At 68.4% G+C, this 15966-nt stretch carries 17 protein-coding genes; 14 read left to right on the top strand and 3 right to left on the bottom strand.

The genetic code is table 11. The features are described 5' to 3' along the window. Positions 1-13: 13 nt before the first annotated feature. Positions 14-850 (bottom strand): pyruvate, water dikinase regulatory protein, encoded by an 837-nt coding sequence (locus ABD206_RS09435; protein ID WP_344071850.1) that lies wholly within the window; start codon positions 848-850, stop codon positions 14-16. A gap of 203 nt (positions 851-1053) precedes the next feature. Here ABD206_RS09435 and ABD206_RS09430 point away from each other — a divergent pair, with 203 nt between their 5' ends. The 13 genes from ABD206_RS09430 to ABD206_RS09370 all read left to right on the top strand — a co-directional run bounded on the left by ABD206_RS09430 (position 1054) and on the right by ABD206_RS09370 (position 13996). Next, positions 1054-1704 carry a GntR family transcriptional regulator gene (locus ABD206_RS09430; protein ID WP_344071848.1) on the top strand — a complete coding sequence of 217 codons (651 nt, stop codon included), beginning with the start codon at positions 1054-1056 and terminating at the stop codon, positions 1702-1704. After that, the gene (locus tag ABD206_RS09425; protein WP_344071846.1) at positions 1701-3227 is read left to right on the top strand and encodes an MmgE/PrpD family protein; all 1527 of its coding nucleotides are present in this window, start codon (positions 1701-1703) and stop codon (positions 3225-3227) included. The genes ABD206_RS09430 and ABD206_RS09425 overlap by 4 nt, the downstream gene beginning before the upstream one ends. Then, positions 3227-4126, top strand: a complete 900-nt coding sequence (gene prpB / locus ABD206_RS09420) for a methylisocitrate lyase (RefSeq protein WP_344071844.1) — start codon at positions 3227-3229, stop codon at positions 4124-4126. The genes ABD206_RS09425 and prpB overlap by 1 nt, the downstream gene beginning before the upstream one ends. A gap of 37 nt (positions 4127-4163) precedes the next feature. Continuing rightward, positions 4164-5351: a bifunctional 2-methylcitrate synthase/citrate synthase gene (locus tag ABD206_RS09415; RefSeq protein ID WP_344071842.1), complete on the top strand. Its 1188-nt coding sequence runs from the start codon at positions 4164-4166 to the stop codon at positions 5349-5351. Between the two features lie 280 nt (positions 5352-5631). Further along, positions 5632-6831: a TetR/AcrR family transcriptional regulator gene (locus tag ABD206_RS09410; RefSeq protein ID WP_344071840.1), complete on the top strand. Its 1200-nt coding sequence runs from the start codon at positions 5632-5634 to the stop codon at positions 6829-6831. A 65-nt stretch (positions 6832-6896) separates the two neighbouring features. Beyond that, positions 6897-7073, top strand: coding sequence for a hypothetical protein (locus ABD206_RS09405; protein WP_344071838.1), 177 nt, complete (start codon positions 6897-6899; stop codon positions 7071-7073). A 34-nt stretch (positions 7074-7107) separates the two neighbouring features. Continuing rightward, positions 7108-7884, top strand: a complete 777-nt coding sequence (locus ABD206_RS09400) for an enoyl-CoA hydratase-related protein (protein WP_344071836.1) — start codon at positions 7108-7110, stop codon at positions 7882-7884. 39 nt (positions 7885-7923) lie between these two features. Next, positions 7924-8700, top strand: coding sequence for an electron transfer flavoprotein subunit beta/FixA family protein (locus ABD206_RS09395; RefSeq protein WP_344071834.1), 777 nt, complete (start codon positions 7924-7926; stop codon positions 8698-8700). Between the two features lie 8 nt (positions 8701-8708). Then, entirely contained in the window at positions 8709-9689 is a 981-nt protein-coding gene (locus ABD206_RS09390) for an electron transfer flavoprotein subunit alpha/FixB family protein (protein WP_344071832.1), read from the top strand. A gap of 3 nt (positions 9690-9692) precedes the next feature. Next, positions 9693-11132 (top strand): cytochrome b/b6 domain-containing protein, encoded by a 1440-nt coding sequence (locus tag ABD206_RS09385; protein WP_344071830.1) that lies wholly within the window; start codon positions 9693-9695, stop codon positions 11130-11132. 85 nt (positions 11133-11217) lie between these two features. Further along, complete coding sequence (locus ABD206_RS09380; protein WP_344071828.1) at positions 11218-12498, top strand: sensor histidine kinase; 1281 nt, start codon at positions 11218-11220, stop codon at positions 12496-12498. Then, positions 12486-13154: a response regulator transcription factor gene (locus ABD206_RS09375; protein WP_344071826.1), complete on the top strand. Its 669-nt coding sequence runs from the start codon at positions 12486-12488 to the stop codon at positions 13152-13154. The genes ABD206_RS09380 and ABD206_RS09375 overlap by 13 nt, the downstream gene beginning before the upstream one ends. Next, positions 13151-13996: a hypothetical protein gene (locus tag ABD206_RS09370; RefSeq protein ID WP_344071824.1), complete on the top strand. Its 846-nt coding sequence runs from the start codon at positions 13151-13153 to the stop codon at positions 13994-13996. The genes ABD206_RS09375 and ABD206_RS09370 overlap by 4 nt, the downstream gene beginning before the upstream one ends. On the opposite strand, the gene cofE is transcribed toward ABD206_RS09370, so the two are convergent. Beyond that, positions 13977-14750, bottom strand: coding sequence for a coenzyme F420-0:L-glutamate ligase (cofE, locus tag ABD206_RS09365; protein ID WP_344071822.1), 774 nt, complete (start codon positions 14748-14750; stop codon positions 13977-13979). The two genes, ABD206_RS09370 and cofE, sit on opposite strands and share 20 nt — an antisense overlap. Next, positions 14747-15253 (bottom strand): GNAT family N-acetyltransferase, encoded by a 507-nt coding sequence (locus tag ABD206_RS09360; RefSeq protein WP_344071820.1) that lies wholly within the window; start codon positions 15251-15253, stop codon positions 14747-14749. The genes cofE and ABD206_RS09360 overlap by 4 nt, the downstream gene beginning before the upstream one ends. A gap of 108 nt (positions 15254-15361) precedes the next feature. Here ABD206_RS09360 and ABD206_RS09355 point away from each other — a divergent pair, with 108 nt between their 5' ends. Further along, positions 15362-15922 carry an acyl-CoA thioesterase gene (locus tag ABD206_RS09355; RefSeq protein WP_344071818.1) on the top strand — a complete coding sequence of 187 codons (561 nt, stop codon included), beginning with the start codon at positions 15362-15364 and terminating at the stop codon, positions 15920-15922. Positions 15923-15966 lie beyond the last annotated feature (44 nt).

Raw genomic sequence — 15966 nt, 5'->3', positions numbered from 1 at the left:
CCCTTCGGTTGTGTCATCCGGGCAGCTTCATGGTCTGCATGATGACGGCGGACATCTCCTCCACGCTTTTCGTGGCGGAGTTGACGAACGGCACGCGCGTGCGCCGGAACAGGTCTTCGGCCCGGCGCAGCTCGAGCGTGCATTGGGCGAGGCTCGCGTACTGCGAGTTCGGGCGGCGCTCATGGCGCACCTGGCTCAGGCGCAGCGGCGTCGTGGTGAGTCCGAAGCAGCGGCTCGCATAGGGAGCCACCATCGGGGGGAGGCTGTCGGTGGGGAAATCGTCGTCGGTGAGCGGGTAGTTGGCGACGAGCAGCCCGTGGTGGAGGGCCAGATACATCGTCGTGGGCGTCTTGCCACAGCGAGAGGGGGCCACGATGATCGCGTCCGCGATGTCGAGTGCGCGCTTGCTCTGGCCGTCATCGTGCTCGATCGCGTACTCGACGGCGCGCATGCGGGAGAAGTAGCGTTCGGCATTGACGAGGCCGTGGTACTGGCCGAGCTGCTCGTCGGCGGTGACGCCGAGGGCTTCCTCGAGTTCGGTGAGGTGGCCGCTGAGCAGATCCAGTGTCGTCCCGGGCGCGGCGAGGAACTCCGCCTGCACGGACGGCGTCTTCACTGTGGTGAAGACGATGGGCTCTTGGCCGGCTTCGGCGGCCGCACGGATGTCGCGCACGACACGCCGAGCGCCCTCGACGGTCTCGACGAACGGGACGGTCTGCCTCTGGAAACGCATTCCCGGGAAGTTCGCCAGCAGGGCGCTGCCGAGCGTCTCCGCGGTGATCCCCGTGCTGTCCGAGACGAAGAAGACCGCTCGCCGCGGCGCGGCTGGAGCACCCTGCGCACACATCATGTGGCGACGCTATGTGAAGAATCAGCCTCTGCCTCGCCAGATCAGGGCGAAAGAAGTGCAACATTTGCCGATCTGCAATATTTGACTGCAGTCAGTTCACGCTCTCCCCGCTCGGTATACGTAAACGGGTCACATCGGACTCTCTTGCCGCTCATATCGACATTGTGTATACAATGATCACGACCGGCGCTGAGGAGGTTGCGGTGAAAGCGAGCGATCGCGCATATGCAGCGCTGCTGTCCGACATCCAGAACGGTGCCCTCGCGCCGGGGACCGTTCTCGGCGAGACCGAGCAGGCCGCGCGACTGGGCGTCAGCCGAACTCCGCTTCGCGAGGCACTGGCGCGGCTGGCCGCCGATGGTCTGGTGGTCCAGCAGTCGCCGCGCGTCACCGTTGTCACCGATGTCGATGCCGACGACATCCGCCAGTTGTTCGAGTTCCGTGAGGCGCTCGAGATCGCCGCTGCGCGCCTTGCGGCCGTGCGCGCGCCGCGCGCGGTGTTCGCGGCGTTGGCCGAGGAGTTCGACCAGACCACCCTCGTCGGAGCGGGCCGCCCCGCGTACTACGACCTCATCGCCCGTTTCGATGTCGAGCTCGACGCGGTCATCGACAATTCCTACCTCGCCTCGGCGCTGCGCACCGTCCGCACCCACCTTGTGCGGGTGCGACGGCTGTCTCGAGACAACCCGACTCGGCTGGCGGCATCCGTCAGCGAACACCGCCTGATCGCGAGCGCGATCGCCGCGGGAGACGCGGACCTTGCCGCCCACGCCACCCATGTGCACCTGCACAACGCTCTGACCACCATCCTCGCCTCGCTCGACGGGGCCATCCACGAATCGGGAGCAGCATGACCACCGACTACCACGTGCGCGTCCACCGCAGTGACGAAGACCTTCCCCGCGAGCAGCAGCTCGCCTGGCGCCTGGCCGAGGTCGCCGTCGACCCCGTCGAGGTCGAGCCCGAGGTCGTCGAGATGATCATCAACCGGATCATCGACAATGCGTCTGTCGCTGCGGCATCCCTCACCCGCACGCCGGTGAGCGCGGCGCGTCAGCAGGCGCTCGACCACGCGGTCTCCGTCAGCGGCGACGGTGCGACCGTGTTCGGCTGCCCGAACGAGCGTCGCACGAGCCCGGAGTGGGCGGCATGGGCGAACGGTGTGGCGGTGCGTGAGCTCGACTACCACGACACGTTCCTTGCCGCCGAGTACTCGCACCCCGGAGACAACATCCCGCCGATCCTCGCCGTCGCCCAGCACACCGGTCGAGATGGCGCCGCGCTCGTGCGGGGCCTCGCCACCGGATATGAGATCCAGATCGACCTGGTGCGCGCCATCTCGCTGCACAAGCACAAGATCGACCACGTCGCCCACCTCGGGCCCTCGGCCGCCGCCGGAATCGGCACGATGCTCGGGCTCTCCACCGAGACGATCTACCAGGCGATCGGGCAGGCCCTGCACACGACGACCGCGACCCGGCAATCCCGCAAGGGCGAGATCTCGACCTGGAAGGCGCACGCCCCGGCCTTCGCGGGGAAGATGGCGGTCGAGGCCGTCGACCGCGCGATGCGCGGAGAGACCTCCCCGAGCCCCATCTACGAGGGTGAGGACGGTGTGATCGCCTGGCTCCTGGACGGCAAGAAGGGCGCGTACGATGTGCCGCTCCCCTCTCCCGGCGAAGCCAAGCGCGGCATCCTCGACTCGTACACCAAGGAGCACTCGGCCGAGTACCAGGCGCAGGCCTGGATCGACCTGGCGCGCAAGCTCGGCACCCAGAAGCCGGAGCTGCGCGACCCCGCGAACATCGAGAGCATCGTGCTGCACACGAGCCACCACACGCACTACGTGATCGGCTCGGGGGCGAACGACCCGCAGAAGTACGACCCGAACGCCTCGCGTGAGACCCTCGACCACTCGATTCCGTACATCTTCGCCGTCGCCTTGCAGGATGGCGCATGGCACCACGTCGATTCGTACCTGCCTTCGCGCGCGGCACGCCCCGACACCGTCGAGCTGTGGCACAAGATCACGACGGCCGAGGATGCCGAGTGGACGCGTCGCTACCACTCCGAGGACCCGAACGAGAAGGCCTTCGGCGGCCGTGTCGAGATCACGCTGACCGACGGCTCGACCGTGGTCGATGAGATCGCCGTCGCCGACGCGCATCCGCTCGGCGCCCGTCCTTTCGCGCGCGAGGACTACATCCGCAAGTTCCGGATGCTGGCCGAGCCCGTCCTCGAGCCGGAGGAGATCGAGCGCTTCCTCGAGCTGGTCCAGCGTCTGCCCGAGCTCACGGCCGCCGAGGTGGGGTGCCTGAACATCGTCGCCGCCTTCGGAGTGCTGGCATCCGCCCCCGCCCCGAAGGGCCTGTTCTGATGCTCTACGCACAGGTGTCGGCGGCCGAGAAGCGTCGGGTCTTCCGCGAGCGGCTCGCATCCGGGGAGCTGCTGCGCGTCCCCGGTGCGTTCAACCCGCTCTCTGCCCGCCTCATCGAGCGGAAGGGATTCGAGGGCGTGTACATCTCCGGCGCCGTCCTCTCGGCCGATCTCGGTCTTCCCGACATCGGTCTCACGACGGCCACCGAGGTCGCATCCCGCGGCGCGCAGATCGCACAGATGACGAACCTCCCGACCCTGATCGATGCCGACACCGGGTTCGGCGAGCCGATGAACGTGGCCCGCACGATCCAGTCGCTCGAAGATGCCGGGATCTCGGGCGCCCACATCGAGGACCAGATCAACCCGAAGCGCTGCGGACACCTCGACGGCAAGTCGGTCGTCGACGCTGACACCGCCGTCAAACGCATCCGCGCCGCGGCGGAGGGGCGCCGTGACCCGAACTTCCTGATCATGGCCCGAACCGACATCCGCGCCGTCGAGGGTCTCCCCGCGGCGATCGACCGCGCGAAGGCGCTGGTGGATGCCGGGGCGGACGCGATCTTCCCCGAGGCGATGCGTGACCTGGGTGAATTCGAGGCGATGCGCGCGGCGATCGACGTGCCGCTGCTGGCCAACATGACTGAATTCGGCAAGAGCGAGCTGTTCACGGTCGACCAGCTGCGGGACGTCGGCATGAACATCGTGATCTGGCCGGTGTCGCTGCTGCGGATGGCCATGGGAGCCGCCGAGCGGGCGCTCGACACCCTGATCGGGGAGGGCAACCTCGCCTCGCAGCTGGATGCCATGCAGCATCGCGCCGACCTCTACGACCTGATCGACTACGAGGACTACAACAGCTTCGACCAGAACGTGTACACCTTCACCGTCGAGCGCTGAGTGCTGCCGGCTGACCAACCACCGCAAAGGAGCGAACATGAGTGACGACATCCGGAAGGGTCTGGTGGGCGTGGTCGCCGACCAGACCGCCATCAGCAAGGTCAACCCCGAGACGAACAGCCTCCTCTACCGCGGGTATCCGGTGCAGGAGCTGGCCGCGACCCAGCCGTTCGAGGCCGTCGCATACCTCTTGTGGAACGGTGAGCTGCCGACCCCCGAGCAGGCGGCGACGCAGGCTGCCGAAGGTCGCCGGTACCGCGCCCTCGCCCCCGAGGTGAAGGCCGCCATCGATCAGCTACCGCTCGATGGGCATCCAATGGACGAGGTGCGCACGGCCGTCAGCGTCATCGGCTCGCTGGACCTTGCGGGCGAGACATCCGTTCTCGAGGCGGTCGGCACCGTCGAGCAGAACAAGGCCCGGAGCCTCCGCCTGTTCGCGGCGCTTCCCGCGATCGTCGCCTACGGGCAGCGGCGCCGCCGCGGGCTGGATGCCGTGCCGCCGCGAGAGGATCTCGGATACTCTGCCAACTTCTTGTGGATGACCTTCGGGGAAGAGGCGCCGGATGTCGTCGTCGACGCCTTCAACCGGTCGATGATCCTTTACGCCGAGCACTCGTTCAACGCCTCCACTTTCACCGCCCGTGTCATCACCTCGACCCTCAGTGACCTGTACTCGGCTGTCGTCGGGGCCATCGGTGCGCTCAAGGGGCCGCTGCACGGCGGTGCGAACGAAGCGGTGCTTCACATCTTCGATGAGATCGGCACCGCCGAGAACGTCGTGCCGTGGCTGGATCAGGCGCTTGCCGAGAAACGCAAGATCATGGGATTCGGCCACCGGGTCTACAAGCGTGGCGACTCGCGCGTGCCGACCATGAAGGCGGCGCTGGACACCCTCATCGAGTACTACGACCGGCCGGATGTCGCCGCTCTCTACGACACGCTCGAGGCGCAGTTCGTCGCGCGCAAGGGCATCTACCCGAACCTGGACTACCCCTCGGGCCCGGCCTACAACCTGCTGGGCTTTGACACCCTCACCTTCACGCCGCTGTTCGTGGCGTCGCGCGTGACGGGCTGGACCGCGCACATCCTCGAGCAGCAGGCATCCAACGCGCTCATCCGTCCGCTGTCGGCCTACAACGGCGTCGCCGAGCGCCACATCGACGGCTACGTCGCCGACACGGCGGCGATCAACGTCGCCGAGCGTGCCGAAGAGGCCGCCGACTGACGCATCGCCAGACGTCGGCGCGGGAGGCGGCGCACCAGGGGCTCGAAGCCGGTACGCGCCGGCCCCACCAGGCCGTAGGGCTTGCTCGTGCGTACACCAGTTCTGTGGGCGACTGGGGCCTGCGGCACGCTCAGGTTGCCGCGGCGATGATCACGAGCGCAACCTCCTGCATGAGCTGGCCCGCGCCGGCAGCGATGAAGCTGCCCTCCACGTGTTCACATGCGGTGTTCGGGCCAAGTGAGTGTTTCCTCACATCGATTCGGAGCGATAGGTTGCCCCCATGTCCAGCGCGACAGCTTCACACCCCGCGCCGCGTCGACGCCCGCGTGATCGTAAGCGCCTCATCGAAGAGGCGGCGGCGAGCGCTTTCGCCGAGCGCGGCTACCACGGCGTGAGCATGCAGGACATCGCCACAGCCGTCGGCATCTCGGCACCGGCTCTCTACCGCCACTTCCCGAACAAGTACGCGCTGTTCACCCAGACCGTTTTCGCGCTGGCGCACAGCCTCGTCGAGGCGACGGACGACGTGGCCGACGATCCGCAGACGCCGGAAGACGCGCGCGCGGTGCTCGAGTCCCTCTTGGACGTCGTCATCGCGACGACCATCGACCTGCGCGCCACCGGCGGGATCTATCGCTGGGAGGGCCGCTATCTCGAACGTGACGACCGTGATCGCCTGACCGCGGAGTTCCGCATCCTCCGGGGACGGTTCGAGCGCGCGCACGCGATCTATCGCCCTGAGCTGTCGGAGGTAGACCGATCCACGGTCGTGCTGGGCGCCCTCAGTGCCGTCGCCTCGGTCACGGCGCATCGCACGACCGTCGCCGTGCGGACCCTGCGCACCCAGCTCGCCGGTGCTGCCTGGCGGGCGCTGGATGCGAGCATCGCGCCCGACGACGACGACACCCTGCTGCCGACCGTGGTGCGTGACACATCGCATCGGCGTGACCTTCTGCTGGAGGCCGCGATCGATCAGTTCGCGGTGCACGGCTACAACGACGCCACGATCGAGGACATCGCGGCGGCCGCCGACCTCACCCCCTCGGGCGTGTATCGCCACTTCGAGGGGAAGGGTGAGATGTTGCTGGCGGTCAGCGAGCGTGCCGCCCTCGAGTTGGAACGTGCCACACGCGACGCGCGGACCGGTGCGGCGTCGCCGCGGGAGGCCATGCAACGGCTGTGTGTCGCCTACGTCGCGCACACCTTCGGCAACCTCCCGCTGATGCGTGTGTACTTCGCCGATCTCGCGAATCTGCCGCCCGACCAGCAGCGACGCCTGCGGGCGATGCAGCGGGCGCACATCGCCGCCTGGGTATCGCTTCTCCAAGGCGCGCGGCCCGAGCTCGGTCAGCGGGAGGCGGCCGTCCTCGTGCACGCCGGTCTCAGCGTCGTCGCCGACCAGGCGCCGTTGGTGATGCCGACGCGATCGGTCGTGCGTCGCCTTGCCGGACTGGTCGAGGCTGTGCTCGGAGTCGCCTGACGGGAGCAGGGTGGGATCGCACGGTCCCCGACCGTCGCCAGCGCCTTCGGCCCGCGAGGTGCGCCGTGAGGCGAGAGCGTTACGCCGAGGCGCTCGCGCTGTGGAAGGCGGCGGTGTTCTGTGAGGCGCTCTACACGCGCTGGCTGCGCGGCGAGCGCCCGGGCGATACGTTCGGTCCGACACTCGAAACAGGCGTTCCCGCTCTCTTGGATGCCGCGCAGGAGAGGATCGACAATCGATGAGGATCGCCGGCAGCCGACATGGAACGATGAACGCATGACCGAATACAGCACGATTCTGGTCGAGACCCGAGGACGGGTCGGCTGGATCACCCTGAATCGTCCGGATGCGCTCAACGCGCTGAACTCCACCCTCGCCACCGAGCTCGGTGATGCCGTCGCAGCGTTCGACGCGGATGAGGAGATCGGCTGCATCGTCCTCATCGGCTCCGAGCGGGCGTTCGCTGCGGGGGCGGACATCAAGGAGATGGCCGACAAGTCCGTACGGGACATGACGGTCGCCAATCCCTTCGCGGGTTTCGCCGCCGTCGCCCGCGCACGCACGCCGTTGGTGGCAGCCGTCTCGGGCTACGCGCTCGGCGGTGGGTGCGAACTCGCGATGATGTGCGATGTCATCCTCGCCGCCGACAACGCGAAGTTCGGTCAGCCGGAGATCAATCTCGGCGTCATCCCGGGACTGGGCGGCACACAGCGACTCACGCGCGCGGTCGGCACGTACAAGGCCGCGGAACTCATCCTCACCGGACGCATGATGGACGCAGACGAAGCGGAGCGTGCAGGCCTCGTCTCGCGGATCGTCCCGGTCTCAGACCTCGCCGATGAGGCGCTGAAGACCGCCGAGACCATCGCATCCAAATCCCTGCCGGTTGCCTACGCCGCCAAGGATGCGCTCCAGGCGGCACTGGAGTCCGGGCTGGCGGAGGGACTGCGGTTCGAGAGCCGTACCTTCGCCTCGCTGTTCGCCCTGGATGACCAGAAAGAGGGGATGGCGGCCTTCCGAGAGAAGCGCAGCCCCCACTTCATGGGCCGTTGAGCCTGTCCCACCTGAAATGCGACGAAAGAGCGACATTCGATGAAGATCATCGTCCTGGTCAAAGAGGTCCCCGACACCTACGGGGACCGCGTGCTGAATCTTGAGACCGGTCTTGCCGACCGCGAGGCGGGGGATGCCGTGATCGATGAGATCGGCGAGCGTGCGATGGAGGTCGCGCTCTCGTATGCCGACAAGAACCCGGGCACCGAGGTGGTCGCCGTGTCGATGTCACGCGAGGCGGCGACGTCCTCGGTGCGGAAGGCCCTCGCGATGGGTGCAGCCTCAGCGGTGCATGTCGTCGATGACGCGCTGGTCGGTGCGGACCTCGGCCTCACGGCCGAAGTGCTGGCGGCGGCGATCAGCCGGACCGGGTTCGACCTGGTGATCGCGGGCAACCAGTCCACCGACGGTTCGGGTGGGGTGATGTCGTCGATGCTGGCGGAGCTGCTGGATGTCCCGGGTATGTCCCAGCTGAACTCCGTGGATCTCGCTGAGGGCTCCGTGTCGGGTGAGCGGTCGATCGACGGCGGCACGATGACGGTGTCGGCAGACCTTCCCGCGGTGATCTCGATCACCGAGGCACTGCCGGATGCCCGCTTCCCGAACTTCAAAGGTGTGATGGCGGCGAAGAAGAAGCCGCTGGAGGTGCTCTCGCTCGCCGATCTCGGCGTCGTGGCCGAGGACCCCACCGCGTCCCGCGCCATCATGACCGCGATCGCGGAGAAGCCGCCACGTGCTGCCGGGGTGAAGATCGTCGATGAGGGCGATGCCGGGACCCAGCTTGCCGACTTCCTCATCCAGAACCGTCTCGCGTAGGGGATGCCATGACCGATTTCGCCGCAGATTCGATCCTCGTCCTCCTCGACATCACCCCGGGTGGTGCGCTCGCTTCCAGCTCCGCAGGTCTGCTGGGCGCTGCCGCCTCGGTGGGGACTCCCGTGGCGCTCCTGGTGGGTCCGTCCGCCGAGGCCCTTGCGCCGCAGGCCGCGGAGCTGGGCGCCGCCGTCATCCTGACCGCCGACCCTGCGGGCTTCGGGACGTCGCTCGGCGTGCCCGCAGCCGACACGCTGGCGGCCGCGGCAGCACTTGTGCAGCCGGACGCCGTGCTTCTGGCGCACTCGGTCGAGGGGCGAGAGAGCGCGGCGCGTTTCGCGGCACGCACCCGCTCCGCGCTGTGCGTGGACGCCGTCGGCGTGGAGCGCGATGACCTCGGCGTGCTCGCGCACCACTCGGTGTACGGCGGTGCCTACAACGTCACCGCCTCATCGACCTTCGGCGCCCCGGTCATCACGATCCGCCAGGGCGCGATCGACGCGCGCGCGACCGCGCAGCCGCTCGTGACAGAGGCGCTCGAGGTGCCGGCATCCGGACGGAAGGCAGCCACGATCGGTGAGGTGACCGAGGTGACGGTCGCCTCCGCGCGCCCGGAACTGCGCGGGGCTGCGAAGGTCGTCTCGGGTGGTCGCGGACTCGGGTCCGAGGAGAAGTTCGAGCTGGTCGAGCGGCTCGCCGACGCGTTGGGAGCCGCGGTCGGAGCGTCCCGGGCCGCAGTGGATGCCGGCTATATCGCCCAGACCGCGCAGGTGGGGCAGACCGGTGTGTCGGTGTCGCCGCAGCTGTATGTCGCTCTCGGTATCTCCGGTGCGATCCAGCACCGTGCCGGCATGCAGACGGCGAAGACGATCGTCGCGATCAACAAGGATGCCGATGCACCGATCTTCTCGATCGCCGATTTCGGTGTGGTGGGTGACCTGTTCACGGTCGTGCCGCAGCTGATCGCCGCCCTCGAGTCGCGGAAGGCCTGAGGCATGGCGACCTTCACGGGCAGCATCCGCCGCGGCCTGCCGCGCACCCCCGGTGGGGAGCCCTGGCCGGTCGCTGCGCACGACGTGCCCGCCGAGTCTCCGGCCGTTCCTGAACTGTCACCAACGGTGAGCGCGACGGCAGACACGCCGAACCTGACACCGCAGGGGATGGCTGCGACCGAGGCGGCACCTGCACCTGCAACTGCTGTGGGTTCGGCTGCACCTGCACCAGCACCTGCACCTGCACCTGCTGGGGCTGCGGGGGCGGTGCGGCGTGGCCTGCCGCGCACGCCGGGCGGGGAGCCGTGGCCCCCGGCATCCTTCGTGCCCGCTGCGGCGCCAGCCGCGGTGACTATCGCGGAGATCAGCACTCCTGCGGATGCTTCGGCTGAATCCGTGCGCACGACGGCAGATCCCCGTGAGGATGCCACGGCAGTGGCCCCGCGTCAGACCGACCTCACCACGCCGCTGCCGTTCACGCAGACGGTGTTCCCCGGAAAGTATGCGTTCGTCCATGCCGCTCCGGCGCCCGAGCCTGCGCGAATCGGACCCTTCACGAAGGGCCAGTGGGCGGGAGCGGTCATCGTCGGCGGGCTTGGCCTGCTGTTCGCCGCGGGGATGGCGGTGCTGCTCGTGCGGTGGCTGCTGTCGCTCAGCGGAATGCAGGACTTCCTGCAGGCCTTTCCGGGCGAGTACCACCTGCCCGAGGGAGCCCCGGTCGGATTCCCCGCCTGGCTCGGCTGGCAGCACTTCTTCAATGTGTTCCTCATGGTGCTGATCATCCGCACCGGCCTCACGGTGCGCACCGAGAAGCGGCCTACCGTGTTCTGGGCACCCAAGGCGAAACCCAAGGGCAAGATCAGCCTGACGCTGTGGTTCCACCAGGCGCTGGACCTGTTGTGGATCATCAACGGCGCCGTGTTCATCGTGCTGCTGTTCGTGACCGGGCAGTGGATGCGGATCGTCCCGACCAGCTGGGAGGTCTTCCCCAACGCGCTGTCGGCGGCCCTGCAGTACATCTCACTGGACTGGCCGACCGAGAACGGCTGGGTCAACTACAACTCCCTCCAGCAGCTGGCGTATTTCACGACGGTGTTCGTCGCGGCGCCTCTGGCCATCGTCACCGGGTTCCGGATGAGCAAACTCTGGCCGGCGAAGGCGAAGGGGCTGAGCAAGGCGTACCCGGTCGAGCTCGCGCGTGCCGTCCATTTCCCCGTGATGCTCTACTTCGTCGTGTTCATCGCGGTGCACGTGATCCTGGTGTTCGCCACCGGGGCGCTGCGCAACCTGAACCACATGTACGCCGGGACCGATGTGGAGAACTGGGTCGGCTTCTGGCTGTTCGTTCTCTCGCTCGTGGTCATCGCCGGGGCGTGGGTGGCCGCCCGACCGCTCGTGCTTGCCCCGATCGCACGTCTGTTCGGAAACGTCAGCGGCCGGTAGCCCGCACGGGGTGGGGGATATCCCACCCCGAATGCTCCGGGCACCGGGGACGCGGTGAGAGTATGCCGACTCCTACCGTGGAGGCATGACGACCACGTCCTCTTCCCCTCCCTCTGCCTCGCCGCGGCGCATCGCGACCCCCGGGCGCCTCCTGGGCGCGATCGCGCAGTTGGCGGCGCTCGGCGCGCTTGGCCCCGCCGTCCTCACCGTCCTCGCGACGATGCTCGGCGTGGGGATCGGTCTGATCCCCATCCTCGGGGTCGGCCTGCTGATCCTCACGGGGCTGGTCTACGCCCTGTTCGGCCTCAGCTGGGTGGAGACGGCGCGCATCGACGGTCTCTACTCCTTCGATCTTCCGCTGCGTCGCCCCCGCCGCAGCCCGAAGTCCGGGTTCGCCGGCGTCGTCCACACCATCTGGCTGCAGGCGATCGATCCCGGGATGTGGCGGGGGATCGCGAACGGCGTGATCGCAACAATCCTCGGCTGGATCGTGCTCGCCTTCGTCGGGGTCTTCGTCTCGGGAATCGCCGTCGCCCTCTCGCCGCTGTACGCGGGGGACGGCACGGGGGTGCGACTGGGTGACACCGGCATCGACGTGGCGATCGGACTGGCGGTCCCCGTCGGCATCCTCGCCGCCGTCATCGGACTCGCCGCCATCATCGGCCTCGCCATCCTCCACGGCGTCCTCGCGCGCGCGATCATGATCCCCTCGCAGGAGGCGCTGTTGGCCGAGCAGGCCCGCCAGTCGCAGGCCCAGCGCGCCGGGGCGGTGCGGGCGGCCGACGTCGAGCGCACCCGGATCGAGCGGGATCTGCACGACGGGGTCCAGCCGCGGCTCGTGTCGGTCGGGATGACCCTCGGGCTCGCGCAGCAGAAGATCGACACCGACCCGGATGCCGCGAAGGAGCTCATCGCCGAGGCGCACACCTCCACCAAGGCGGCCATCACCGAACTGCGCCAGCTCGCCCGCGGTATCCACACGGCCGTGTTGGATGACCGGGGACTGGATGCCGCGCTCTCCGCCCTCGCGGCCCGCTCGCCCGTCCCGGTCCAGCTGGATGTGCGCACCACCCAGCGGTGCTCGCGCACCGCGGAGACCGCCGCGTACTTCGTCATCGCCGAGGCTCTCACCAACGCCGCCAAGCACGCCCGTGCCACCGAATGCCGAGTCTTGATCCGCGAGCGCGAGGGCGCCACCCTGTGGGTGAGGGTCGAGGACAACGGGGTGGGGGGAGCGCGAGTCGTGCCCGGCGGTGGCCTCGATGGCATCTCGAACCGCGCGCTCGGCGTCGGCGGGAGCTTCGATCTCACCAGCCCCGCCGGAGGCCCGACCACCGTGGAGGTGACCATCCCATGCGCATCGTGATCTGTGAGGACTCGGTCCTCCTCCGCGAGGGCCTGGTCCGTCTGCTCGAGGATGCCGGACACGAAGTCGTCGCCGCGCTCGGAGACACCACCGGGCTCGACGACGCGGTCACCACACTCGACCCTGACCTGGTCATCCTGGATGTCAGACTCCCTCCCACCCGCACGGATGAAGGGATCCGCGCTGCCGTCGCGCTCCGCGTCGCGCGCCCCGCGTTGCCGCTGCTGGTCCTCTCCCAATACGTCGAGGAGCGGTATGCCACCGAGTTGATCTCCGGTGCCGGAGGGGGCCTGGGCTACCTGCTGAAGGACCGCGTCGCCGACGTCACGGAGTTCGTGGTGACCCTTTCGGAAATCGGCGCGGGTGGCACGGTCTTCGACCCCGAAGTCGTCGCGCAGCTGCTCGGCCGTCGGGCTCGTGACGCGCGGATGCAACGGCTCACCGATCGGGAGGCGACTGTGCTCGCGCTCATCGCCGAGGGAAAGTCCAACCAGGCGATCGCCCAGACGCTGTTCATCAGCGAGGGCAGCGTCGAAAAGCACATCACGTCGGTGTTCCAGAAGCTCGAGCTCGAACAGGACGACTCCGGTAACCGCCGCGTCCAGGCCGCGCTCGCCCACATCGCCCACAGCCCCCAATCAGGAGGTCTCTCATGACCACGATCCAGCCTCCGGCGCCTGCCGCTCCGGCGCCGACATCGGTCCCGCCGACACCTCCCACGCGCGGATCGTCGCGGGTCATCGCGATCCTGCTGATCGTTCTCGGGTCATTCGTGATCCTGGGCACCGTCTTCGGAACGGTGCTTTCGACGGTGCGCTCCGGCTCGGTGTCGACATCCGCATCGACCCTCGCCGTCTCCGGAGTGCAGGATCTGAGCGTCGAGCTTCGTGCCGGTGCCCTCACGATCGAATACGCGGATGTCCGCGAGGCTGAGCTGACCGTCACGTCCGGTCGCCCCGGCGCCTGGACGTTCGAGACCCGGGGTACCGAACTCGTGGTCGCCTCGCCGGTCGTGGACTGGGGCTTCCCGTGGGTGTTCGCCGGTCCTGATCGCGCGACGCTCACGTTGCCGGAGTCGCTCGAGGGGATTGATGCAGCTCTCGGAATGTCCGCGGGCGGGATGGAGATCGTCGGTGATTTCGGGGACGTCGTCCTCCGCGTCGGAGCCGGCAGCATCGAGCTCGCGGGTTCTGCGGATGCCGTCGAGCTGGACCTCGCCGCCGGCAAGGCGACCATCGACCTGGCCGATGTGTCGCAGGCGGTCGTGGGGGTCAGCGCCGGCTCGGCGGACGTCGATCTCACCGGCACGGCACCGCGCGACATCCAGATCGCCGTCAGCGCGGGTTCGGCGAACGTGAGCGTTCCGGACGTCGCCTATGACGTGACATCCGAGGTGTCGGCGGGCGACTTCCGCAACAGCCTCGGCACCGATTCCGGCGCCTCGCGCACGATCGCGGTCGAGATCTCGGCGGGCGAGGTCATTCTGCGGTCGAACTGAGTGCGGCACCGGCAGCGTAGCCGGCGGTGTAGGACTCCGCGGCACCGAGATGGAACATGTCCTTCTCGGCGGGTCGCACGATCGACCGGGCGCCGGGGAGATCGAGGTCTCCGACGAGATCGGCGCGGCCTCGCACGACGGCGACGGGTCGGCGCGAGGCCTTTCCCTTGACGAGATCGGCCGCCGCCGCCAGCTCATCGGCGACGCAGGGCTGGGTGACCACGAGGGGGCGACCCTCGGCATCCACCCCGCCGCGCAGGTCTTCGAAGACATGGATGCCGCCCGCACCGATCGCGGAGTCCGTCTGCCCCTCGCGCCAGGCCCGGCCGAGAGTGTCGCTGACGATGACGCCCACGTGCGCGCCGGTGGCCTCGCGCAGCCCCGCTGCGAGCGCGCGCGCCGAGGCGTCGGGGTCGACCGGCAGCAGCAGCACCGTCCCGACCGGGGTATTTGAGGCATCCACGCCGGCTGCTGCCGCGATGATGCCCAAGCGATTCTCGACGATGCGGGTGGTGTGGCCGGTGGCCGAGGTGCGCGATGCCACGACCCGCACGGTTTCGGCGGTGATGGCATCCTCGCGGTCGTCGGCCTGCACGAAGCGGCCCTCGGCCTTCGAGACGATCTTCGAGGTCACCACAAGCACATCGCCGTCGACGAGGGTGTCGCCCGCGGCATCAGCGATGAGCGCGACGAGGTCGGCGCCCGCCGTGATCTCGGGGATCCCGTCGAGCGCCCAGACCCGCAGACCGGTCAACGGACGAAGCGCACCTCGGTGAGCGATTCACCGAGGAAGGCCTCGTCGTGCGTTTCGCCGTCGAGGGTGAAGCCGTTGCGCGTGTAGAACCGGTGCGCGCGGGGGTTGTCCTCGGCGACCCAGAGGTACAGCGGCTCGTCCTCGTCGACGGCGGCGTCGAAGAGCTGCTGGCCGATGCCGGTTCCGTGGAACTGGTCGAGCAGATAGATGAAGTACAGCTCGCGCTCGCGCGGAGCATCCTGATCGCGCGAGGGACCGGAGCCGACGAACCCGACGATGTCGCCATCGACGAGTGCGACGCTCATGCGGTACTCGGGGCCCTGCGCAGCCCAGTGGGTCCACAGCTCGGCCATGCGCTTGTGGGAGACGTTCTCAAGAGCGGCTTTGCTGATGAGGTGGTCATAGGTCTCGTGCCAGCAGGTCGCATGGACCCGGCCGAGTTCTTGGGCGTCGACATCCCGGACGGGGCGGACGATGACATCCGTCGTGAGTTCGGCGTTCATGGCCAGACTCTACGCGCGCGCACCCGGCGGACGAAATTGGGGACGGGACATGTCGATCCCCCACAAACGAGTGCCGCGGAGTATGCGCCCACCGCTAGCATCCCGCTCGTGAACGTGATGTGGCGCACCTTCCTCGTGATGTTCCTGGCCCGGCGGCGACTCCGCCGGGAAGGACTGCTCTCGCCGACCGCCGTGGGTCGGATCACCCTGACGACTCTGCCGACCGACATCGACATCCTCGGGCACATGAACAACGGCAGATACCTGTCGCTGTTCGACCTGGGCCGCTGGGACATGATGCTGCGAAGCGGGATGTTCCAGGCGATGAACGCTCGCGGCTGGTACCCGGTCGTCTCGAGCGAGACGATCACCTTCCGCAAGTCGCTGAACCTGTGGCAGCGGTTCGTCCTGGAGACCCGGTTCCTCGGGCACGACGATCGAGCCGTGTACCTCGAGCATCGCGCGGTCGTGAACGGCGAGGTCTACACCCGGGCGATCATCCGGGCGCGTTTCCTGAAGAAGAGCGGCGGCATCGTGACGCACGAGGAGCTGTTCGGGGCTCTCGGCTATCCCGACGACCTGCCCGACGTCGACCCCTGGGTGCACGACTGGGCCGAGGCATCCAAGCTCCCCTCGACGAAGTCCGAAGCACCCAGCGTCTGGAACTGACGCGCTCGCGTTGGCGACGGCGGTTTCGCGGGGGTCGCGGACTT

It is taken from the genome of Microbacterium sediminicola, assembly GCF_039531125.1.
Taxonomy (GTDB): domain Bacteria; phylum Actinomycetota; class Actinomycetes; order Actinomycetales; family Microbacteriaceae; genus Microbacterium; species Microbacterium sediminicola.
This window is presented reverse-complemented; position numbering and strand designations above follow the sequence as displayed.